Source organism: Arthrobacter bambusae, assembly GCF_022606295.1.
Lineage (GTDB): Bacteria > Actinomycetota > Actinomycetes > Actinomycetales > Micrococcaceae > Arthrobacter > Arthrobacter bambusae_A.
In genome coordinates this window covers 148139-170341 of sequence record NZ_JAHHZS010000007.1, presented here as the reverse complement: position 1 = coordinate 170341, position 22203 = coordinate 148139, and the positions used below count along the sequence as shown (strand labels likewise).

24 protein-coding genes and 1 pseudogene are annotated in these 22203 nt (G+C 65.4%); 9 read left to right on the top strand and 16 right to left on the bottom strand.

Annotated elements, in window-relative coordinates; all coding sequences use genetic code 11:
* Positions 1-15: 15 nt before the first annotated feature.
* The 11 genes and pseudogenes from fliO to KNN17_RS07260 form a co-directional block, all read right to left on the bottom strand.
* Positions 16-525, bottom strand: coding sequence for a flagellar biosynthetic protein FliO (gene fliO / locus KNN17_RS07310; RefSeq protein WP_078106308.1), 510 nt, complete (start codon positions 523-525; stop codon positions 16-18).
* Positions 526-1266 (bottom strand): flagellar motor switch protein FliN, encoded by a 741-nt coding sequence (gene fliN / locus KNN17_RS07305; protein ID WP_241708126.1) that lies wholly within the window; start codon positions 1264-1266, stop codon positions 526-528.
* The gene (locus tag KNN17_RS07300) at positions 1263-2159 is read right to left on the bottom strand and encodes a flagellar motor switch protein FliM (protein ID WP_078106310.1); all 897 of its coding nucleotides are present in this window, start codon (positions 2157-2159) and stop codon (positions 1263-1265) included. The genes fliN and KNN17_RS07300 overlap by 4 nt, the downstream gene beginning before the upstream one ends.
* Before the next feature lie 119 nt (positions 2160-2278).
* Positions 2279-2668, bottom strand: a pseudogene (locus KNN17_RS07295) (VOC family protein); the annotation flags it as partial.
* Between the two features lie 65 nt (positions 2669-2733).
* Positions 2734-3546: a molybdate ABC transporter substrate-binding protein gene (gene modA / locus KNN17_RS07290; protein ID WP_241708125.1), complete on the bottom strand. Its 813-nt coding sequence runs from the start codon at positions 3544-3546 to the stop codon at positions 2734-2736.
* Positions 3543-3953: a TOBE domain-containing protein gene (locus KNN17_RS07285; protein WP_241708124.1), complete on the bottom strand. Its 411-nt coding sequence runs from the start codon at positions 3951-3953 to the stop codon at positions 3543-3545. The genes modA and KNN17_RS07285 overlap by 4 nt, the downstream gene beginning before the upstream one ends.
* A gap of 189 nt (positions 3954-4142) precedes the next feature.
* On the bottom strand, positions 4143-4583 hold the full coding sequence (locus KNN17_RS07280) for a helix-turn-helix transcriptional regulator (protein WP_241708123.1): 441 nt from the start codon (positions 4581-4583) through the stop codon (positions 4143-4145).
* Positions 4584-4665: 82 nt separating this feature from the next.
* Complete coding sequence (locus KNN17_RS07275) at positions 4666-5463, bottom strand: OmpA/MotB family protein (protein ID WP_078106314.1); 798 nt, start codon at positions 5461-5463, stop codon at positions 4666-4668.
* Complete coding sequence (locus KNN17_RS07270; protein WP_241708122.1) at positions 5460-6287, bottom strand: motility protein A; 828 nt, start codon at positions 6285-6287, stop codon at positions 5460-5462. Before KNN17_RS07270 ends, KNN17_RS07275 begins: the two co-directional genes overlap by 4 nt.
* A gap of 3 nt (positions 6288-6290) precedes the next feature.
* Positions 6291-6545 (bottom strand): flagellar FlbD family protein, encoded by a 255-nt coding sequence (locus KNN17_RS07265; protein WP_241708121.1) that lies wholly within the window; start codon positions 6543-6545, stop codon positions 6291-6293.
* 89 nt (positions 6546-6634) lie between these two features.
* Positions 6635-7384, bottom strand: coding sequence for an ABC transporter permease (locus tag KNN17_RS07260; RefSeq protein ID WP_241708120.1), 750 nt, complete (start codon positions 7382-7384; stop codon positions 6635-6637).
* 217 nt (positions 7385-7601) lie between these two features.
* On the opposite strand from KNN17_RS07260, the gene KNN17_RS07255 reads away from it, so the two are divergent.
* From KNN17_RS07255 to KNN17_RS07235, 5 genes are all read left to right on the top strand, one after another.
* On the top strand, positions 7602-8672 hold the full coding sequence (locus tag KNN17_RS07255) for an iron ABC transporter substrate-binding protein (RefSeq protein WP_241708119.1): 1071 nt from the start codon (positions 7602-7604) through the stop codon (positions 8670-8672).
* Between the two features lie 4 nt (positions 8673-8676).
* Complete coding sequence (locus tag KNN17_RS07250) at positions 8677-10287, top strand: ABC transporter permease (protein ID WP_241708118.1); 1611 nt, start codon at positions 8677-8679, stop codon at positions 10285-10287.
* A gap of 47 nt (positions 10288-10334) precedes the next feature.
* Positions 10335-11438 carry an ABC transporter ATP-binding protein gene (locus KNN17_RS07245; protein WP_241708117.1) on the top strand — a complete coding sequence of 368 codons (1104 nt, stop codon included), beginning with the start codon at positions 10335-10337 and terminating at the stop codon, positions 11436-11438.
* Positions 11439-11629: 191 nt separating this feature from the next.
* Entirely contained in the window at positions 11630-12544 is a 915-nt protein-coding gene (locus tag KNN17_RS07240; RefSeq protein WP_241708116.1) for a patatin-like phospholipase family protein, read from the top strand.
* 42 nt (positions 12545-12586) lie between these two features.
* Positions 12587-13159: an MOSC domain-containing protein gene (locus KNN17_RS07235; RefSeq protein ID WP_241708115.1), complete on the top strand. Its 573-nt coding sequence runs from the start codon at positions 12587-12589 to the stop codon at positions 13157-13159.
* Here the strand turns inward: KNN17_RS07235 and KNN17_RS07230 are convergent.
* Positions 13145-14437 (bottom strand): MFS transporter, encoded by a 1293-nt coding sequence (locus KNN17_RS07230; protein WP_241708138.1) that lies wholly within the window; start codon positions 14435-14437, stop codon positions 13145-13147. The two genes, KNN17_RS07235 and KNN17_RS07230, sit on opposite strands and share 15 nt — an antisense overlap.
* Positions 14438-14680: 243 nt before the next feature.
* On the opposite strand from KNN17_RS07230, the gene KNN17_RS07225 reads away from it, so the two are divergent.
* Positions 14681-16171 (top strand): HNH endonuclease, encoded by a 1491-nt coding sequence (locus tag KNN17_RS07225; RefSeq protein ID WP_241708114.1) that lies wholly within the window; start codon positions 14681-14683, stop codon positions 16169-16171.
* 5 nt (positions 16172-16176) lie between these two features.
* Here KNN17_RS07225 and KNN17_RS07220 read toward each other — a convergent pair whose 3' ends face one another.
* Genes KNN17_RS07220 through KNN17_RS07205 form a run of 4 tightly spaced genes read right to left on the bottom strand, consistent with a single transcriptional unit; the run spans position 16177 to position 19358 of the window.
* Complete coding sequence (locus tag KNN17_RS07220; protein ID WP_241708113.1) at positions 16177-17208, bottom strand: sensor histidine kinase; 1032 nt, start codon at positions 17206-17208, stop codon at positions 16177-16179.
* Positions 17209-17219: 11 nt separating this feature from the next.
* On the bottom strand, positions 17220-17894 hold the full coding sequence (locus KNN17_RS07215) for a response regulator transcription factor (protein WP_241708112.1): 675 nt from the start codon (positions 17892-17894) through the stop codon (positions 17220-17222).
* 5 nt (positions 17895-17899) lie between these two features.
* Entirely contained in the window at positions 17900-18553 is a 654-nt protein-coding gene (locus KNN17_RS07210) for a DedA family protein (RefSeq protein ID WP_078106327.1), read from the bottom strand.
* A 10-nt stretch (positions 18554-18563) separates the two neighbouring features.
* The gene (locus KNN17_RS07205) at positions 18564-19358 is read right to left on the bottom strand and encodes a phosphatase PAP2 family protein (protein WP_241708111.1); all 795 of its coding nucleotides are present in this window, start codon (positions 19356-19358) and stop codon (positions 18564-18566) included.
* A 168-nt stretch (positions 19359-19526) separates the two neighbouring features.
* On the opposite strand from KNN17_RS07205, the gene KNN17_RS07200 reads away from it, so the two are divergent.
* Genes KNN17_RS07200 through KNN17_RS07190 form a run of 3 tightly spaced genes read left to right on the top strand, consistent with a single transcriptional unit; the run spans position 19527 to position 22120 of the window.
* Positions 19527-20312 carry an alpha/beta fold hydrolase gene (locus tag KNN17_RS07200; RefSeq protein WP_241708110.1) on the top strand — a complete coding sequence of 262 codons (786 nt, stop codon included), beginning with the start codon at positions 19527-19529 and terminating at the stop codon, positions 20310-20312.
* 19 nt (positions 20313-20331) lie between these two features.
* Positions 20332-21228 carry a hypothetical protein gene (locus tag KNN17_RS07195; protein ID WP_241708109.1) on the top strand — a complete coding sequence of 299 codons (897 nt, stop codon included), beginning with the start codon at positions 20332-20334 and terminating at the stop codon, positions 21226-21228.
* Positions 21229-21277: 49 nt separating this feature from the next.
* Positions 21278-22120 (top strand): IclR family transcriptional regulator, encoded by an 843-nt coding sequence (locus tag KNN17_RS07190; RefSeq protein ID WP_078106331.1) that lies wholly within the window; start codon positions 21278-21280, stop codon positions 22118-22120.
* Positions 22121-22203: the final 83 nt, after the last annotated feature.

Below are 22203 nucleotides of genomic sequence, written 5' to 3'. Positions count from 1 at the left end.
GCCCCAGAGTCGCGATCAATTCCGGCGTCCCCTGATGGCCTCGGCGGCCTGCCGCCAAGTGGAACCGGCAAGGATGGATCCGTGCATGGGCTGTGCTTTGTCGAGCCCGCTGCGCCGGTGGATCTCGCTGCGGCGGGTGTGTCCGGCAGCTTGGAGTCCACTGCCTTGGGATGACGTTTGGGGCCCGTTGTCCGGAAGCGACGTTCCTCCGGCGTCACGGAAGATATCGGCGAAGCTCTCGGGTGCCGTCGCGACTTCAGGAAGTTCCACGGGGACGTCACCACTGTGCAGGACGTTGATGGCGTGTTCGGTGACGCCCAAAAGGAATCGCTTGTCACCGGCGTCGACCACCACAACGGAGGCCTTTTGGCCGACAGTCTGCCGGCTGACCACCGTCAGGGTGGTGTTGGCCCGGCGTCGTCCCTTGGCCTTTCCTTTGAGCAGGCGGCGCTGCAGGACCCATATGAGCCCGAGCACCGCACCCAGGGCCACGAGCACGCGCAGCCCGAGGATGACGGAATCCATCTAGTAGATTCCCTCGGCGACGTCCAGGATGCGGGTGATGCGCACTGCGTAGTCCTGGTCCACGACGACGACCTCACCGTGCGCGATCAGGCGCCCGTTGAGGAGGACATCGGCGGGCGCACCGGCCGAGCGGTCCAGTTCGATCACCTTGCCCGGTTCCAGGGCGAGGGCGTCGCGCACGGACATGCGGGTGCGGCCGATTTCCACGGTGAGGGCCATTTCGACGTTGCTGATCAATCCGAGGCGGGACGAAACCGCCGCGGGTTGAATGCTTCGCGCGGCGGCAGCGTCCTGCACGGTCCCGTGTTCGCGGACCCGGACGGCGAACCAGCCAAACGCCTGCCCGCCGTCCATCGCTTGCCGCTGGCGCAGTTCAAAAACAGCGGTCTCGGGGTCGGACAGCAGCCCGGCGGCGTCTTCCTCGCGCAACTCCCCCAGCACGCCGGCGTCGAACGCGTCGGCCGCGTGTTCCATCGCGGGACGCAGGACGTCGATGGCCGACACGACGGCGGAGTGCCCTTGCTGGGTGCCGCCGGCAGCGGCCAGGAAGGAACGGTCCGTGAGGATGAGCGCGAAGTCCGCCGTCACGGCGCCCACGAACGTGGCGGTGACCGCGAGCGGTGCGTATGCCGCTGCGGCGTGGGGCGGGACAATGCCGGCGACGTGCAGCGTGGCAGGAGCCGGCAGCTGCGTGGCCAAACGCTCGGCCGCGGACTCGTGCAGGGTCAGGGTGATGCTCATCGCTGGTTCTCCTCGATTGTGACGATGACGGCGGCTGCACGGGAGCCGTTGCGGGCAGGTGCCGCGGTGGCCAGGCGGGTGCCATTGATGGCGACGTCGAACGGCCGGTTCTCCAGGTGCGGCAGCTGAATGACGTCCCCGACGGCGAGGCCCAGGATCTGTGCCGGCGTCACCGGAGTGGGGCTCAACTGGATGGCTATGTCTACCGGTACCTGGGTGACCTGGGCGCGGACCAGCGCCTCGGCGTCGCGGCTGTGGACGGTGGGGTTCACGTCGCCGAGCCCGGAAAGGAGGACGTCGGCGGGAATCGCGAGACTGGCCGCAGCAAGGCTTTCGCCCACCTTCACGGTGAATGAGGCCACGATCATGAGTTCCGCCGGAGCCGCGGCTTGGGCGAACTGGGAGTTGTACTGTATGACGTCCATGCGCACCGGGGTGGTCAGCAGGGCACCAAGCGAATAGCTCAGGTCCTCCAGCCCGTCTTCCACCATGCGGCTGATGAGGGCCTGCTCGATCTGGGTGAACTTGCGGTCCGGGACTGCCGTTTCGCTCGCCCCGCCCAGCATGCGGGTGACCCAGGACAAGGCCGCGGTGGCGGGAAACTGCATGACCAGCCGCGACTCGCTTCCGTCGATGCGGCACAACACCATCGAGGTGACGGAAGGGAGGGACGCGGCGTATTCGTCGTAGCTCTGCATGATGAGCTGTTCAAGGGTCGCGGTGGACTTCACGCGGACCTTGGCCGTGAGCTGTGTTCCCCACTGGCGGGCGAACGTCTCGAACGCGACTTCCAGGACGCGGCTGTGCTGGCGAGGCAAGGTGGTGGGCCTGCGGAAGTCATAGACGTCCACGGTGCGCTGCCGTACCGCCGATTGATCTTCCTGTTCACTCACGGTTGCCACTATCGGCAAGGAAAGTGCAGGCGTAAGTGACGAGTTTTCGGGCGGCTGGCGGGTGTGGCCCGGGGCCGCACCCACCAGCGCGGGCGCAGGCTATGCGGCCGGAGCCTGGGAATCCTCACCATGTTGCCCGAAGGATCACGGAAGGCGCAGTCGCGGGGACCCCATGGCTGGTCGATTGGCTCCTGCATGACCTCAGCGCCGGAAGCCCTGACCTTCTCGAAGAGCGTGTCGACGTCGTCGGAACGGAAGACGATCGGCCCCAGGACGCCCTTGGTGAGCAGCTCCTGGAGGGAGTCGCCGTCGGCCTTGGACCGGCCCGCGTGCGGTTCGGAAAGCACGATTTCAACACCCGGCTGGTCCGTGCTGCCGAGCGTCACCCAACGGAATCCGCCTTGTGCCACGTCGTTGAGCACCTCGAGGCCGAGGGCATCCCGATAGAAGGTGAGTGCTTCGTCGGGATCGTTAACAGTGATGTGTGAGTACTGCAGTGAAATAGTCATGGCAACGACGCTAGTCCGCTGCGCCCGCACGCGCTTCTCGAATCCTGCTCGCTTCCCGCGGGAGGCTACGGAGTCCCGAAGCCGGCGTCGCCGAGAACCTTCTTGCCTTCGCTTCCCGTCACCAATGCGATGAATGCCGCGGCCAGGTCCTTGTTCTTGCTGGTGCCCACGGTGCCGATCGGGTACGTGTTGACGGCCTTGTCCGCCTCGGGGAAGGTGATGCCCTTGACTTTGTCCCCGGCGCCCTTGACGTCGGTGACGTAGACGAGTCCGGCGTCGGCCTCGCCGGAGGCCACCTTGCCCAGGACGTCAGTCACGGATGACTCTTCACTGACGGGCTTCAAGGTTGTACCGGTGGCCTTTTCGATGGTTTGCGCCGCGGAGCCGCACGGCACTTGGCTGGCGCAGACCACCACCTTGACGCCCGGCTTGGCCAGATCCGCGAAGGAACTGATCGACGCCGGGTTCGACGGCGGGACGGCGATGGTCAGGACGTTGGTGGCGAAGTTCTTGGCCGTTCCGTCGAGCAGCTTGGCGTCGGAGAGCTTGGCCATGTTCTTGGTGTCGGCCGAGGCAAAGACGTCCGCCGGAGCGCCTTGGGTGATCTGCGTGACGAGATCAGATGACCCCGCGAAACTCAGTGCCACTTTGGTACCCGGGTTCGCTGCCTCGAATTCGCTCGCCAGCTTGGTGAATGTTGCCTTCAGCGAGGCAGCCGCGTAGACCGTCACCGTGCCCGAAAGCCTAGGCGTCGCGCTGGCGCTGTCGGATCCGCTGCTGACAGTGCTGGCGGGACTTCCTGAACCGCAGCCTGCCAGGCTGGCCGCGAGGGCGCCGGCAACGAGCAATGCGGCGAAGGGCTTGCGGGTGATCCTCATATGGCGCTCTTTCCTTGGGGTGTTTCGATCATGACTGTGGTGGCCTTGACCACGGCTGTGGCGACCGAGCCGAGTTCGAGTCCGAGCTCCCGGACGGCCTCGCTGCTCATGAGGGATACGACACGGAAGGGACCGCATTGCAGTTCCACTTTTGCCATGACCGTGTCGGCCGTGATGCCGGTGACCAGTCCGACGAAGCGGTTGCGTGCAGAGCGGCCCACCCTGGTGGGATCCTCGGGCAGCTGCGCCTGGTCCCGCGCGAGGTGGGCAAGTTCCAGCCCGTCCACGGCCAGCCGCCCGGAATCATCCTTTACCGGGGTCAGGATGCCGTTCTCGGTCCAGCGCCGGACGGTATCGTCACTGACGCCCAGGAAACGAGCTGCTTCAGATACTCGAATATTTGGCATGGCATCAGAATAATCCTCAAATGCGGTAATGACGGCATGTATCTTCCGCAAATCAAATGTGACTGTTTTCCCGCGGTGATCCCGCGGTGATGCTGTCCCGCCCGGCAAGCGTCCAGGACGCAGCAGAGGTCCCGCCCTGTCAGGACGGAACCTCTGGCGTATATCTGCCGGCTACGGCGTATCAAGCAGTCAGTCGGCGGCAACCGCAAGCGCTTCGCGGCTCTTGCTGGCTTCGTTCCGGCTGGGCCGCGTGCGTATCTTCGCCACGCACGCGGGCATGGCGGCCACGGCCAGGTGTTCGCGGGCGCGGTACGTGCTGGGCGGCACCCCCACAAGTTCGGTGAACCGCGAGCTGAAAGAGCCAAGTGACGTACAACCGACCTCCATGCACGCGTCGGTCACGCTCATTCCGCCGCGCAGCAGTGCCATCGCGCGCTCGATGCGGCGGGTCATCAGGTAGTTGTAAGGGGTCTCGCCATAAGCGGCCCGGAACTGCCGGGAGAAGTGTGCCGGTGACATGAACGCATGGCTGGCCATGGTGGGTACGTCGAGGGGTTTGGCGTACTCGCGGTCGATCAGGTCACGGGCCTTTCGCAAGTACGTGAGCCGGGCGATGTCTTCCGGGGTCATGCCACGAGCGTACCTCGGCACGCCGACCACTTCCATGGTGTCCGACGCCGTTCGGTCACCGACCGCTCATGCTACACGGCCGCTACTGGCCACCGGCCCTCGCCTTGAGCGCCTCGGGGATCAGGGCGCGGACCACTTCGGGCTTGTCCGAGAGGACGACGACGTCGACCCTGCGGTTGAGTTCCATGAGCGCCTCGGTGGAATCGTCGTTGACCTGCCGGGCGGATCCGTACGCGACTGCGCCGATGTGCCCTGCCGAAATGCCCCCGTGGTCGACGAGGTACCTGAGGACGTTGACGGAACGCGCGGACGAAAGCTCCCACGTGGAGGGATACGAGGTGACCCCGTTGGCGGCATGGCCTTCCACCATGATTTCGAGGGCCGCCTTGGCCATGGTCGGGGCAATCATGCCAAGAACCTGGCTCGCGCGGGGCGTGAGGTCCGGCCGGTCGGGTTCGAAGAAGGTCTGCGATCCTACGAGTTTCACGGTGAGCCCGCGTTCGTTGATCTGGAACTGCACATTGGCACCCAGCCCCGCGGCGTCGAGCTTGGACTTCATGTCGTCGCGCAAAGCGGTGAGCCGGGCCGCTTCCTTCAGCGCGAGGTCCAAGTTGGAGAATCCCTGGGCGTCGGCGCTGGTGTATTCCGGCGGAACGACGGTCCCGGTGGCGGTGTCCACCTTCTGGCTGACCACCGTGCCGAATCCCGTGGCCAGCGAGTTGCGGAGCTTGTCGAATTTGGCCTGGTCCACGGTGGACATTGCGAAGAGCACGATGAACATGCACATGAGCACGGTGACCATGTCCATGTAGGACGCCATCCAGCGTTCGTCGACGTGCTCTTCGGCGGGAGGTGAGCCGCGGCGGCGTCGGGACCTCATGCGGCCTTGGACGAAGCGAATTTGCCGGGGCGCGTTTCGTCGTCGTCGCCCTTGCTTGCTGTTTTCGCGTTGCCGAGCCGGTCCGGGGGAACCATGGCGCGGAGCCGTTCGGCGAGGAGGAGGGGCTGGGTCCCGTTCTGCACCGCCAGCATGCCCTCCATCAGGAGGGTCATGCGTTCGATTTCCAGCTCGGAAAGTCGCTTGAGCCTCGAGCTGAAAGGCAGCCAGATGAAGTTCGCGGACAACAAACCCCACAGGGTTGCCACGAAAGCGGAGGCGATCATCGGCCCCAGATGATCGGGCGAGGAAAGGTTCTCAAGGACGTGGGTCAGCGATACCACGGTGCCGATAATGCCGATGGTCGGCGCGTAGCCCCCCAGGCTGGCGAAGAATTTGGCGGAGACGTGGTCGCTGCGCATCTTGGAGTCGATCTCGTCTTCCATGAGGATGCGCAGCTCTTCGGCATCCGTGCCGTCGGCGATGTTCTGCAGTGCACGGGCCAGAAAGGGATCTTTCTCCTCCGTGGCCGCCTCTTCGAGGGAGAGGAGACCCTCGCTGCGCGCCTTCTCGGCGAAGCCGATCAGTTGGTCGATGCTGTCCTGGGGCTTGTCCGTCTTTCCCTTGAACGCCTTGGGGAGGTCCTTGAACGCCCGGACGGTATCGCGGAACGTGTTCCCGGCCAGTCCCACGGCCAAGGTGGCCCCGAAAACCAGGACCATGGGCGCGGGAAGCAGGAGGGCCATGAGGTTGGCGTCTTCGAGGGTCACCATGGCGACCACCGAACCGAAGGCCAGGAACAGGCCGATTATTGTCGAGGGATCCATGGCTTACCTTCCGTCCGTGTCCGGGGTGCGCACGAGGCTCAGCGGATAGCCCGTCACGATGGGGAGATCCTGTGCCCGCCGAAGAATATAGGCCCGGTAGTTCGCAATCAGGTCCACGACCTCCGAGAGGCTTTCCCGCACGACATACGTGGCGCCGTCGAGCGTCACCAGATGGGTGTCCGGGCTTTCGTGGATCCGTTCAATGATGTCCGGATTCACGGCAAAGCGGGTGCCGTTCAGGCGGGTGACAACGATCATGGGCCGTTTCTGCTTTAGGTAGGGAGGCGCTGTGAGGAGGGCGGTTCAGTCCCTACTGTCGGCCGGAGGGAGCCTCCCGTTAGGCAGTGTCAGCGCAACGTCGCTGGGCGCACGCGTACCGGGGCGAGGATTCCGATGATCATGACGGCGGTCACCGAACCTGCCGCCATGATCGCCGCGAGCACCACTATTTGGAAGCGGCCTGCCTCAAAGGGAGAAACGCCACCGAAGATGGCCCCGACAAAGGCCCCGGGCAGCGTGACAAGTCCTGTCGTCTTGGTTTGATCGGTTGACGGGATCAGAGCCGAATAGACCGTCCGCCGGGCAAGATCAAGGGTGGCCTGCCTCGGGGTGGCGCCGAGCGCAAGCCACCCCTCAACTTCCTCCCAGTGCTCGTAAACGGATTCCTTGAAGCGCCGGCCGGCCAGGACTGCGATGGTCATGCCGTTGCCGATGACGATCCCGCCAATCGCGAGCGCGTAGCGGGGAGTGAACGCGATGGCTCCCGTCGCGAAGATGACGGCAAGGGTTATTCCGATGCCCGTGGCCATTGAGCTGCTGACAAGGCCCAAATGCGGCAGGCTCCAGCCAATGCGTCGCGTGGCACTTATCGCGGCTACCGCAAACATCACCAGAAGTGCGACGGCCACCCATAGCGGGCTGGTGATCACACCCCCCAAAACAAAGCTGATCGCGGCGAGCTGTATGGCCCCGCGGAGGATGGCTAGTGCAGGCGCGAAAGGGTGCGGGGTCCGGAACACCAAGAGCAGTGCCAACGTGGCCGCCATCAGGATGCCGACGCCGAGGAAGGTCGGCAGGAATTCGGCGAGACCGGGCATGGAGCCAGCTTATCGACTGCCGCAAGGGCACCCGCCCAAGGGGCACATCCACCATCCGCGCATTAGGGCACGTAAATCTTGCGTAATGCGTGTGATTCCGGTCACGATGGGGCTTTCTGGATGGAAATTTAGGTATGGCTAACCTAAAGTTTCAAGCTGTGAGCCCGCTTTTACTTCCCCCGGGCTCCCTTGGATTTGCTCGCAGAAAGAAGCCCTCATGAAGATTCGCGCTAACGCGCTGGCCGGCATCGCACTCGCCGCCACTGCAGCCCTGAGCCTGGCCGCGTGCGGCAACGGCACCGCCTCCTCCGCAGCCCCCGAGTCTGCTGCCGCCGACGCTGCTACTTCCACTAAAGTGGCTGGCGAAATCACCGTCTACAACGCCCAGCACGACACGCTGACCAAGGAATGGGTGGACGCGTTCACCAAGCAGACCGGCGTCAAGGTCACGCTCCGCCAGGGTTCCGACTCCGAGCTCTCGAACCAGATCATCCAGGAAGGCGCGGCATCCCCGGCCGACGTCTTCCTCACGGAGAACTCCCCCGCCATGGCCCAGGTTGAGAACGCCGGCCTCTTCGCGGACATCGACAAGGCCACCGTGGACCAGGTCCCGGCCGCATACCGCCCGTCCACCAACAAGTGGACCGGCATCGCCGCCCGCTCCACCGTCCTGGTGTACGACAAGACCAAGATCAGCGACGACAAGCTGCCCAAGTCCATGCTGGACCTGGCCAAGCCGGAGTGGAAGGGCCGGTGGGCCGCTTCGCCGTCCGGGGCTGACTTCCAGGCCATCGTTGCAGCCCTCCTCGAACAAAAGGGCGAGGCAGCCACGACTGAGTGGCTCAAGGGCATGAAGGACAACTTCAAGGCCTACAAGGGCAACAGCACAGCCATGAAGGCAGTCAATGCCGGCGAAGTCGACGCCGCATTGATCTACCACTACTACTACTATGGCGACCAGGCCAAGACCGGCGAGAACTCCAACAAGGTCACCCCGTACTTCTTCAAGAACCAGGATCCGGGCGCCTTCCTGTCCGTCTCCGGCGGCGGCGTGCTGAAATCCTCCAAGAACTCGGCGGCTGCCCAGACCTTCATCAAGTTCATCACCGGCAAGCAAGGCCAGGAAGTCCTCAAGAACGGCACCTCCTACGAATACGCGATCGCTTCCAACGTGGACTCGAACGCTAAACTCGTTCCCATCAGGGATCTGCAGGCTCCCACCGTCGATCCGGCCAAATTGAACTCCGCAAAGGTCACCGACCTGATGACCAAGGCAGGACTGCTGTAATTCCGTGACCACTGATCTATCGGCTCGCATCTCTCCGGACATCCCGGAAGCTTCGGCGAGCACGACGACGGCGGGCAGGGGCAAGCGCCCCCGCCCGCCTTTCGGCGTTTCCGCAATATCCCTCCTGGCGGTGCTGATCGCACTGTTTTCGCTCATCCCGCTGGGGTACGTCGCTTACATGACGGCCGCGACCGGGTGGGACACCGCCGTCGCGCTCATCGTCCGGCCGCGCGTCGGCGAGTTGCTCCTCAATACCGTCATGCTGGTGGTCTTCACGGTGCCCATATGCCTGGTGTTGGGGGTTGGCGGAGCGTGGCTCGTGGAGCGGACCAGGCTGCGCGGGCATCGCTGGTGGGCCGTTGCCTTGGCAGCCCCGCTGGCCATCCCGGCGTTCGTCAACAGCTATGCGTGGGTGACCGCCGTTCCCTCCCTGGAGGGCATCTGGTCCGGCGTTCTCATCGCCACGCTGTCCTATTTCCCCCTCGTCTACATTCCAGCCGCGGCGACCCTGGGGCGTCTCGACCCCGCGATTGAGCAGTCGGCGGCGTCCCTTGGCTTGGGTCCGTGGGCCATCTTCTTCCGGGTGGTGCTGCCACAACTGCGGATCGCCATGACGGGTGGCGCACTCCTGGTGTCGCTGCACCTGCTGGCCGAATACGGTGCGTTCGCGATGATCCGCTTCGACACCTTCACCACCGCGATCATGACCCAGTTCCAGTCCACGTTCAACGGCACGGCCGGGAACATGTTGGCAAGCGTCCTGGTGTTCTTCTGCCTCATCCTGCTCCTCGCGGAGGTCAGGAGCAGGGGAACCGCACGCTACGCACGCGTCGGTTCCGGCGCCCAGGCCAAGCCGACCAAACTGCCCCTGGGCCTCTACGAACTTCCCTCACAGCTCGGCCTGCTTGCCCTTACGGTGTTGGCCTTCGGATTGCCGATTTTCTTCGTCCTGCGCTGGGTGATAGCTGGAGGCGCCCAGGTCTGGTCGGCCGACGAGTTCCTTCCGGCGCTGCTCCAGACCCTCGCATACGGCACCGTGGGCGCCGCGGCGACAATCGTCGTCGGCTTCCCCATGGCCTATCTGGCCGTGCGGCACCCGAGCTGGTTCACCAAGATGCTGGAACTGTCCAACTACGTCACCAGCTCCCTGCCCGGCATCGTGGTGGGCCTCGCCTTCGTCACGGTGAGCATCCGCATGGTGCCTGGGATCTACCAGACCTCCGGGGTCCTGATTGCCGCCTACGTTCTGTTGTTCCTCCCGCGGGCGCTGGTCAATATCCGCACCGGACTGGCCCAAGCCCCCAAGGAACTCGACGAAGCCGCGCAATCGCTCGGCAAGGCTCCTCTGGTGTCCTTCCTGAAAGTGACGCTCCGCCTCACGGCTCCAGCCGCCGCCGGCGGTGCCGCGCTGGTGTTCCTCGCCATCGTGAACGAACTGACGGCAACGCTGCTGCTGTCCCCCAACGGCACGCATACCCTCGCCACGGAATTCTGGAGCAAGAGCAGCGAGATCGACTATGCGGGCGCGGCACCCTATGCCCTGCTCATGATCTTGTTGTCTGCCCCCATGACGTACCTGCTTTTCCAACAGTCCAAGAAAGTAGCCGGACAGTGACTGAACAATCCCCCTCAAGGCTTCCGTCACCGCGTGTGGCGGCCTCTGTGGCTCCCACTACCAACACGCATCTGGACATCGCCGAGGTCACCAAGAACTTCGGCTCCCAGGCTGTGCTGAAGGGCGTGAACCTCTCCGTGGCCAAGGGCGGAACAACTGCCATCGTCGGGCCCTCCGGTTCCGGCAAGACCACCCTGTTGCGCCTGATCGCCGGATTCGAGCACCCGGACACCGGTTCCATCAGCCTCGGTGGAAACAAGGTAGCCGGCGACGGTATTTGGGTACCTGCCCACAAGCGGCACGTTGGCTATGTTGCCCAGGACGGCGCGCTCTTCCCGCACCTGACGGTGGGGCAGAACATCGCGTTCGGACTGGACAGGTCAGCGCTCGACGGCGGCCGCCGCGCCGTCAAGACGCGCGTCCAGGAACTGCTCGACATGGTTTCCCTCGATGCGGACATGGCGAAAAGGCGGCCCCACCAGCTCTCGGGAGGCCAGCAGCAGCGGGTGGCTCTCGCCCGTGCCTTGGCCCGCGAACCGCAACTGATGCTGCTCGACGAACCGTTCTCCGCGCTCGACGCCGGCCTCCGCGTGGCCACCCGGCGTGCCGTGGCCAAGGTCCTGAACGAAGCCGGGGTCACCACCATCCTGGTGACCCACGATCAAGCCGAGGCCCTTTCCTTCGCGGACCAGGTGGCGATCATGCGCGGCGGAAAGCTGGCGCAGATCGGCAATCCGTTCGTTGTGTACACGCGTCCCGCCGACCGGGCCACGGCCGAATTCCTCGGTGATGCGGTCATCCTGGACGCCTGGATGGAAGGCTCCCTCGCCACGTGTTCCCTGGGTGGCATCCCCGTACGCCGTCCCCCCGCGCAGGGCCTGGTGCAATTGATGCTCCGTCCGGAACAGATCCGGATTGCTCCGGATGGTCCCATCCGCGGCGTCGTGGTCGATACCGACTACTTCGGCCCGGAGACCACCGTGCGGATCAAGCTCGCTCCCCGCGTTCCCGCCGAAGGTGCCGCCAGGACCTACCCAGGAGGCGGAGAGGTCATCACCATCCGCCACTGGAACGCGTCCATCACCAGGCCAGGCACGGAACTGAGCCTCCGCGTTGTAGGCGAAGGCGTGGCCTTCCCGATGGAGGACTAGGAAGACAGCACGACGCCGATGGCGCGCCGCCGAGCGCCGTGCTAGCATCGTGGCGATCGTGATCAATCGGCAGGAGGTGAGTCCCATGAACGCAGTATCCGCAATGGGTGCTCCCCTGCAGTCCACGATCTCGCGACCGAAATAGTCGCCACTGGGAGCGCCAAACAGGCAATTCGCGAAAGGCGACTCCCATGAACACAACTTCTTCCATACCTTTGCACTCCCGCGAGCGCGCGCTGGTCCTCGGCGGCGGCGGATCGACAGGCAATGCCTGGCTGATCGGCGTCCTCGCTGGCCTCTTCGAGGCCGGGCTGGATGTGACCGATGCCGATCTGACCATCGGCACGTCGGCCGGATCGACGGCCGCGGCCCAGGTTGCAGGCGCAAGCCCGACTGAACTGTTCGCCAACATCCTTGACGCCGTCCCCCTGCAACGGCCCGCGCCGGTCGGGTCCGGAGCCGGACGCGCATCAGCCAGGCCGGTGGTGAACCACCTTGATCGGATCAACAAGATCATCGCCGATGCCCAGGACGTGGCTGACATGCGTCGGCGACTGGGCGCGGCGGCGCTCGAGATGGATGCGGCGTCGGACGGCGCCTGGTCAACTCAATGGCGCAACACGGTCGCCACGCGGCTGCCCAGCCAGCACTGGCCTGAACGGGCGGTGCTCATCACCGCGGTCGATGCGCGAACCGGTGAGCCGGTCGCATTCGACCGCCATAGTGGGGTCGATTTGGTGGACGCAATCGCCGCCAGCTGTTCGAGTGGCCTGCCCTACAAAATCGGAGACAACCTCTACCTCGACGGCGGTTACCGATCCAACGCCGAGAATGCCGATCTGGCAGCCGGATACGAGCGCGTCCTGGTGCTCTCGCCCTTCGGTGGCAGATCCCTGCAACCGTTCGAGTGGCGCACGCATCTAGCAACGCAGGTCGACGAACTCCGGGCACGCGGAAGCCGGGTCGAAACGATCTTCCCGGACAGCAACTCCGAGCACATGTTCGGTGCGAATGCCATGGATCTGTCGCTGCGTCCGCCCGCCGCCAAGGCGGGTTACGAGCAAGGCAAAACCCTTGCCGGGCAGCTCACCGTGTTCTGGAGCTGAGCGCCTTGGGTTGCTGACCCGGGAGAGGCATAGCCTTATGGCATGACCGCAAGCGACAGATACGACGTGGAGATCCTGCATCTCCTCGTGTCATCCGGCCACGCCTACTTCGGCCGGGCACGTGATGGTGCCGCCGAGGTGCCCACCACGGATGCCGGGCAGGTCGACGTCGTCAGCGGAAAGGGCATCGTCGGTGACCGGTTCTTCGGCAAGGCCGCGCACATGGATGCCGCAGTCACCCTGATAGCCATCGAGTCGCTCGAAGCGATGGCTGCTGAGCTGGGGGTCGCACCTTTTGATCCGCTCCTCACCCGCCGCAATGTAGTCCTCAGGGGAGCCCACTTGGCTCCCCTGCTGGGCGAGGAGTTCGCGTTGGAATCCGGCGGCAGCGTTGCGCGGTTCCGTGGCGGGCGGCCTGCCCATCCCTGCGCTTGGATGGACCAAGTCCTGGCTCCGGGCGCGCACGCCGCCATGCGCGGACGCGGCGGCGTGCGCTGCCAACCGCTTTCGGATGGCATCCTGCGTCGTGGCCCAGCCGTGTTAATTAGCCCTGTGCCGCTTGATCCCGACAAGGCCGGTACGGCCACGCTCCTCCGGGCTTCACGGCTTCCCTAGCTCAGTTCCTGCCGGGGGTTCCGCGTCGGAGGCAGCGATCGAGGCGTTGGCCTGATCAGCCGATGAACGCTGCCGACGACTCGCCAAGAGGAACGGCACCGCGATCAACTCGATGACCCCGCTGATCGCCAACGAGGCGGGGTAGCCGTACACATCGGCGGCCCGGCCGAGCAGCGGCTGCACCACCACTCCCCCGCTCGATCCCATGAGCGAGTCGAAGCTAAGGACTGTCGCGCGCTGCTTCGACGGGATCATGTCGTTCACGTAGGCCTGCCGCACCGGTGTGGCAGCCGAGGCGACCATGGCCCAGAACGTCAACAGCGCCAAAGCGACCAAGAAGACACCCGTGGACCCGAGCACCACCAGAATCGATGCGCTGGCCACTCCGCTCAGAATCAACACTGTGGTGCGTTTACGAACCAGGCGCCGGATGCGCGGTGCAATCCACCCGCCCAGTACCTGTGCTCCTGCCACGATGGCCGCAGCCAGGCCGGCAACGGAGTATGCGTGCGGGTCTCCGAAGAGCTGAAGCAGGTACGGCTGCAGGGCATAGAACACGTAGATCCCGACGCCGGCGCTGAACGGGGCTGCCAGCATCACGTAGCGTACGGGAGGATTCTTCAAACCGTTCTCGATCGAGGCGTCGACGACGGCGCGGCTCGCCTTGAGCGGATGGGCAGATTGCTCCGGGGTGAATCCGACGTCGCGCATGAGAAAGAAGGCCACGACGAACATAGCGAGGAGCACCCCGACGCGAATCAAGAACGGCACTCCGAGATTGGTGGCCTGCGCGATCACCCCGCCAGCCACCGAGCCCGCAAGCATGGCAGCACCTGACACCATCTGCCCGCGCCCGAGCACCGTCTCCAGGCCGCCCTCATATCCGGTGAAGCGCAACGCGTCCACGAGCCAAGCCTCCACCGCACCCGAGAAGAAGGTGAAGCCCAGGCCGAGCAGCAGCGACACCACGGCCCACCACCAGAACGGGGCCGAAAACTGCCACAGCAGATAGTAAAGGTAGGTGGAACCGGCCAGCGTCACGGTGCCCAGGAGGAACGAAACGCGGCGTCCCCAACCGTCGGCCACCACTCCGGTGGGCACTTCGAACACCACCATTCCGGCCGTGAAGAAGGCGTTCGCCGCGAAGGCCTCGAGGTTGCTGAGTCCCGCATCCAGCAGGAAGAGGGTGTTGATCCCCCAGATGAACGAGGCCGCAAGGGTATTGCCAAGGGTCAACGTGAGAAAGATGCTTTGGATCTTTCGGGCGGCAGGGTTCATCGGGGCGACGTCCCCGCCTTGACGAGGGGCAACCACGTGGCCATTCTCGTCCGCTTCGGCAGCGCGCGCCAGAGCCCGAGGAGGCTGGTCCGCTAGCCGGGCGATACCGCGAAACCCCATAGGTGCGCCCGGACGGCGGCCCCGCAAGGTCCGTTCTCGAAAAATTCCGTCGAATTCCGGGATTTTCGGCGGGCAGACGATCTTCGAGCTAATAATGTCGTAGGTCCCTGGAATGCTTTGGTTATGGTCGAGAACCGGGGAACGCAGCTGATCGGATCGGGTGCGCCTTCGGGCGGCGCGGGTCCGGAGGCTGCCGTGCCGGGCGCCCGGGTCCACGAGCTGACCGGCGCCGTTGCTTCGCTTCGGCCAGGTTCCGACCGCGCCGAATTGATTGACCAGTTGCGTGCCCTGGAGGACTTGAAGTCCGCGGCAGCGGCCGCGCAGGCCAGGATCGCCGTCGCGTTCGATGCCGTCCAGCGCAGCGCCGACGCCGCGGCCGGGGTCCCGGCCGAGGAACGCGGACGCGGCGTCGCAGCCCAGGTGGCTTTGGCCCGGCGGGAATCCCCCGCCAAAGGATCCCGGCTCCTCGGACTCGCGAAGGCGCTGGTCACCGAAATGCCACGCACCCTCGCCGCCCTCGACACCGGGCAGTTGAACGAATGGCGCGCCACCCTGCTCGTGAAGGAAACAGCCTGCCTGTCCGCCGAAGACCGCTGCGCCGTGGACGAGGAACTCGCCGCCGACACCGGAACCTTCGACGGCGCCGGAGACAAGGCCATCCTCGCGGCCGCCCGGGCCGCGGCCTACCGGCGGGACCCCCGCACCGTCACCGAACGCGCCAGCCACGCCGCCACCGAACGGCACGTCAGCCTCCGCCCGGCACCGGACACCATGACCTACCTGACCGCGCTGCTTCCCGTCGCCCACGGGGTGGCCGTGCACGCTGCCCTGTCCCGGCACGCCGACACCCTCCGCAACGCCGGAGAGGACACCCGCACCCGGGGACAGATCATGGCCGACACCTTGGTCGAACGCACCACCGGCACCCCCGCAGGAATCAGCGGCGTGGAGATCCAGCTCGTCATGACCGACCGCACCCTCTTCCAAAGCGACGCAGAACCAGCCCGGCTCCCCGGCTACGGCATCGTCCCCGCCCGCTGGGCACGGTCACTGCTCAGCGGCAGCAGCGGCCATGGAACGTCCGCTCCAGGTCAGACCGAGGACGGACAAGCAGGTCCCGGCCACAATCACGATTTGAAGGTCTGGCTCCGGCGCCTCTACACCGCCCCCGGAACCGGGGAACTGGTCGGCGTCGACTCCCGCGCCCGGCTGTACCCGCCCGGGCTGCGGCGCTTCATCCAGGCCCGCGACGACACCTGCCGCACCCCCTACTGCGACGCACCCATCAGACACATCGACCACATCATCCCCTGGCACCACGGCGGCACCACCAACCTGACCAACGGGGCAGGACTCTGCGAAGCCTGCAACCACACCAAAGAACTCCCCGGCTGGACAGCGCGAACCGGTATCGGAACACGGCACGTCCTCGACATCCGCACCCCCACCGGCCATACCTACCGATCAACAGCCCCGCCCTTGCCAGGAGACGGGATGCGGGGCACAGATCCGCCCTATACCGTCGCTTCAGATTCCAGGCGCCACCGACGCAAGGTACGGCACCACGCCAAAGCGCTCAAATACGGCCAACCCGCCAAACCGCAGGCCGCGTGAGTAAACTATGCCGGGCCCGGCGCCGTGTCTTTCGGAGAGGCGTCCTTCGCAGCCGTATCTTTCCCAGCAAGCGGCAGCGTGATCTTCATGACCGTTCCCTGTGGCCCGCTGCGTTGAACCTCCACGGCACCGCGGGCTGCCGTGATGATTTCACGGACCAACGCCAAGCCGATTCCGAAGCTGCGCTGCCCAGGTGCGGCCTCAGGACTGTGTGTCCTCACGAAGCGGTCAAAGATGCGGGTCTGGTCCACTCCCTTGATCCCGGCCCCGGAATCCGCGACCGTGACCACCGCACGGTTGCCGAGTACCGCCGTCGTAATTCCTACTTCGCCGCCGGCAGGGGTGTGCGCCAGCGCGTTGTCGGCCAGGGCAAGGAGGGCGCGGCGGAAGCCATTGCCGTCTATGAGCGCGAAAGGGCGGTCCTTTTCCGTCAGGATGACGCGGACGTTTTTCTCCCCCGCGAGTTGTTGCAGGCTCTCGACGACGGCGCGCGCCACCTTGGCGAGATCGCTCGGCTCTGCGGGGGCATCCGCGGGCGAGCCTGTCGCCGCGACAAGCAATTCGTTGACGATGCCGGTGAGGGTCGCGGTGTCATTGCGGATGCGAGCGAGTGCTTCCCCGGTTTTGGAGTCCGCGGGGGCATCGCGCTGGGCGAGCTGGACGCGTGCGTCGAGGATGGCGAGGGGTGTGCGCAATTCGTGGCTGGCGTCCTGCACGAACCTTCGTTGCAAGGCCAACGCTTCTCCCAGGGGCCTGATGGCACTCCGAGCGCTGAGCCAGCCGATGGCCCCGGCAAGAAGGATCCCCGCAATCCCGGCAACGATCATGGCCTTCAGGAGGTCCTTGGTGTCCAGATACGCGTAGACGGAGTTGGATTCGCCTGGTCCAGGCAGGGATGGATGCTGTGCTTGGTTGAAGAGGTAGATCGCCGCGGCCGCCAGCAGGCAAAGAACCAAAACCGCACACGCCGCGCTGATACGCACCGCGATCTTGAGCGACGCTTTGCGGAGCGTCGCCTGGTCCGGGTTCTCACTCATGGGAATGGTCCTCAATCATGGGGCTCGCCGATCTGGTATCCGAGGCCGTGGACCGTCCGGACCACCGATTTGGAGATCTTGCGGCGCAAGTGGTGGACGTAGGTGTCGATCACGCCGGGCTGGTCCGTGGGGTGGAACAAGGTGTTGATGAGGTCTTCACGGGTGAAGACACGTTCGGGTTCGCCCGCCAAGGTTTCGAGGAGCCCGGCTTCCTTCGCCGTCAGCGTGACGACAGAACCGTACACGGAGCGCATGGAGCGTGCACCGGCGTCGAGCTCCCAATCCCCTATTTCCAGGGTCTGGGGCGGCTGGGCGTACGTCCTGGTGAGGGCACGCAAGCGCGCGGCAAGTTCCATGGCATCGAACGGCTTGCTCATGTAGTCGTTCGCACCCGCGTCGAGGCCCCGGATCTTCTCATCGGTGGCACCGAGCGCCGTCAGGATGAGGATCGGGGTGGCAATCCCTTTGGCACGAATGGCCTTGATCAGTGCGATGCCGTCCATGACCGGCAGCCCCCGGTCGATGACCATCGCATCCCAACCCTGGGTCAACGCGAGGTGGAGCCCATCGCCCCCATTCACAGCCAAGTGGACAGCGAAGTCCGGCTCCAGGAGTTCGCTGATAAGCGGCCCCAGAGCGGCGTCGTCTTCGACCAGGAGGAGGCACGGCCGCTCAGCTGTTGTCATGCTGTCTATTGTTCCCCGGCGTGCCCGTTTGCGGCCCCCACTTTGACCTTGCGTCGCTTTTTGAGGAACTCGACTCCCCACGGAAGGACTGAGATCAGGACCATGATGACGGCGATCGCATCAATGTTCTTGGCAACGAACTCGTAGTGTCCCAGCCAGGAGCCCAGGAGTGTCACGGAGGTCGCCCAAATGACGGCACCGGCGATGTTCCATAGGGTGAAGGATTTGTAGTTGTAGCGGGCGATGCCTGCACTCAGCGGCGCGAAAGTCCGCACAATGGGGACAAAGCGGGCCAAGACGATCGCCGGGCCGCCACGGCGTTTGAAGAAATCTTCGGCCGTGTCCAGGTGGGCGGTCTTCAGCACGCGTGCGTCGTCCTTGAACCAGCGCCGTCCGAACTTGCGCCCGAGCATGTAGCCGATCTGGTCTCCGGCGATGGCGGCGGCCGATACGACGGCGATCAATACCGGCAATTCAAGCTGCAATTGCTGGTGAAGCAAGCCGGTAGTGAAGAGCAACGAGTCACCGGGCAGGAAGGGGAACAGGAGACCGGACTCGATGAAAACGATCAGCGCCACGACGCCCAGCGCCGCGGGGCCCATGCCCTGGAGGAGGGTGGTGGGATCGAGGAACGCGGGCATGGCGGAAAGTACGTGCATGGGGTCCTCCTCAGGATCCGTGTGCGTTGGTTGCGGTGGCTTCCGACGCGGTTGCTTCCGGGCGGGCTTCAGAACCCGCACCAAACGGCAACCGCGCGAAAACGCGCGGTGAGTACCGGTTCCAAAGCCCGGCCAAGACGATCACTGCGGCGCTGGTGGCCAGGAATGACGCCACAACATCGCTGGGGTAATGGACTCCGATGTAGATCCGGGACCACGCCACTACCACTGCCAGCACGGCACCGGCCCAAGCGGTGATGACTCCCCACCGGGTTCCCCGGACCAGGAAGTACAGGGCGAAGGCGAGCGCTACGGCAAAGGCGGTATGGCCGCTGGGAAAGCTGTTGGAACCCGTCTCCGGAGCCAGGGGGTCGAAAAGAAGCGCGGGGTTGGGCCGGTGGCGGGCAACGATCAGTTTGAATGCCTCGCTGGCAACCCAGCCCGAACATGCGAAGAGCACAAACATGACCGCACGCACGAAGGACTTGCGGACCAGGAGAAGGTAAAAGCCGATCACCAGGACAATGCAAGCTCCCGCTGCGGGGGCGAAAAGGAAATTCAGTGCCATGGCCACGGTGGTCAGTGCACCCACGTGATGGCGGCTGAGTTCCTGGTCCACACCGAATTCACTGGTGGTCAGGCCCGCAACAGACTGAACGCTGAAGCCAATGGCCAGTACTGCCGCGGCCAGGACAATGCCCCACAGAAGCCAGTACCTGGGCTGGGGAAGCAGCGGCACACTGTGACGGACGACGGCGGAAGGGCGGCCTTCCGTGGAAGTGTTGTGCTTGGGGTGTGATCGCATGGTGTCTCCGGTTCGGGGGTGACGGCCGTGGTGCGGCCTGCTTCCACTCTGGCGCCCAGCACTTAAGAAGCTCTTAAGAACTCCTTGTCACCGCCTTTCCCCTTGACCCGCACGTGGCTGGGCCGCAGAGTTTAGGAACCGACTGTCCGCCACATCGAAGGGTCTGGAATGTCCGAATTTGCGATCTCGAAAGACGGTACCCGCATCGGCTACGACCAACACGGCGAGGGGCCTGCCGTGATTCTGGTCGGCGGCGCGATGCAATTCAGGGGCTTCGACGCCAACACGGTGGAAATGGCCAAACTCCTGGCCGCCAAGGGATTCACGGTGCTGAACTACGATCGGCGCGGCCGAGGGGAAAGCGCCGAGGCTCCGTCATTCACCCTGAAGGACAACATCGACGATCTCGCCACGCTCATCGACATTGCGGGCGGCCAGGCCGCGCTCTTCGGGAGTTCTTCCGGCGGCTCTATTTCCCTGGCCGCCGCGGCAGCAGGCCTGCCCGTCACGAAGCTCGCGCTCTGGGAGACTCCGCTGAGCGAAGAACTCGGCACCGGCGGGGCTGAATTCTTCGCCGGGCTCCAGGAACGGGTCGCCTCCGGCGACAAGGCCGGCACCATCGAGTACTACATGAAGGACATGCCGCCGGAGTGGCTGGCCGGCGCCAAGAACAGTCCAGGATGGCCCATCATGATCGAATTGGGCCCAAGCCTTTTGGCCGACGCCGAATCCCTCGCGTGGTCCCAGTCCGCGCCTCGCGCCGAATTGTGGTCCGGCATCACCCAGCCAACCCTCGCGATCGTCGGCGAGCAAACCATTCCGATCATGCCGAAAGCGGCCGACTCCATCGTGGCCAACATCCCGAGTGCCCGAAAGGCCACCATTCCAGGCGCCAACCACGGCTGGGAACCTAGCGTCATGGCCGACGCCTTGGCCGAGTTCCTCGCCGAGTAATACTGCAACCGCTTCCACCATGGAACTGGCCGCGGTCGCCGTCGAGCTCTACACGCTGGTTCCCTCGGCCTTCACGGCAGCCCGCACGGCGCGGGCCAAGGAAGCCAAGTCCGCGGGGGACGCCGAACTGGCGAAACACATCGCCCACTTGCCCAAGCCCTCGACCGCGGCGTGGGCGGTGAACATGCTCGTCCGGCACGGCACCAAGGAATTCGCGGGGGTGTTGGAGCTGGGGGCATCGCTCGGGGAGGCACAGGAGCAGCAGGATCACGACCGTCTCCGCACTCTCGGCCAACAGCGCCCCCGCGTCCTGGGTGCCGCCGTCGAGCAGGCCCGGACAGTGGCGGAAGGCCTCGGCGTCAAGGTCAGTGGCGCTGCCGCCATGGAGATCGAGGCAACCTTGAGGGCCGCCATGACCGATCCCGGCGCTGCCGCGGCGCTCCGCAGCGGGCAGCTTGTGCGTTCGCTCGCCACGAATGGATTGGAACCCGTGGATCTCTCGGGCGCGGTGGCGATTGCGGGCACGCTTCCCGTGGTGGGCCCGGGCAAAGAAGAGCCCGACGACGGCGGGCGGCAAAGCGGGAGGGCAGACTCACAGCGGGCTCGCGCCGACTCGGAGCGCGAACGCGAGAAGGCGCAAACCGCACTCGCGGAAGCACAGCGCAGCGCGGACAAGGCCGACCTGGAACTCGCCCAGGCCGAGCGCGAAAAGTCGGAGGCCGTGCGCCGGAGCGAACAACTCGCCGTCGACGTCAAAGCCGCCAAGGACAAGCTGGCCGCATTGCAACAGGAGCTTGCCGAGACGGAGTGGGCGATCACCCTGGCCGAGCGGAACCGCAAGCTGGCAGCCCGGCTAGCCGAGCGGGAGCGTCGGGCCGCGGAGACGGCGCGGGCCCGGCTGGCGGGGTTCTCTTAGCGGGTCGAACGTCCGGTATACCAGACAATCCGAGGCGTATTCTGGGACGATGTACAGTCACTCCGTGCGGCCCAAGGCGCCGGCCGCGGCCCAGGTGCTGGCGGTTCTTAGATACGTCGCCGGCCAGGCCGGCCCGGTCAGCGCATCAATCATTGCGCGCGATGTTGGCCTGCCTCGGTCCACCACGTATCAGCTCATTGCCTCATTGATCGACGACGGCTTCCTGGTCCACCTTCCCGAGGAGCGGAAGTATGCCTTGGGGGTGACCGCCCATGAGTTGGGGACCGGGTATTCGCGGCAGGCTCCCATTCAGCGGATCGCCCGGTTCCCCCTGTCCCGGCTCGTCGCCCGGACCCGCCGGACTGCACACCTTGCCGTGATGCACGGGCGGGACGTCGTCTACGTGATCGAGGAGCGGGCCCCGCGGCAAAGCCCCTTGGTCACCGACACAGGAGTGCGCCTTCCCGCCCATCTCACGGCCAGCGGCCGGGCGATGATGGCCCAAATGGACCCCGCGCAGGTGGCCGCGCTTTTCCCAGGACCGGAGGCCTTCGCGGAGCGCCACAGCAACGGCCCGCAATCCTTGCCAGCGCTGCAGGATCTCTTGGCGCGGGCACGGTCGCTCGGATACGCCTGGGAGCAGGACGAGGTCACAGCGGGATTTTCCTCAGTGGCCGTCGCCGTCCTCGACCGGCAACGCTATCCCGTGGCCAGCGTGACATTGACGGTGTCGAACCGGGCATTCCCCGGCGGGAGCACAAGGCACAGGGCAAAGGACGCCGAGACGCCAGAGGAACGGGCGGTCCGCATCGAAGACGTCGCCAGGGAGTGGATTCCGGAAGTGACCCGGTGCGCCAGGGAGATCTCCCGCAGGCTAGGCACCCAAGCCTGATCCCGACGTCGTTCCCTCCTTGGCGTCGGGACGCCCGCTCACCTCTACGGCCAAAAGAAAGGACGCCCGCTCACCTCAGGTGA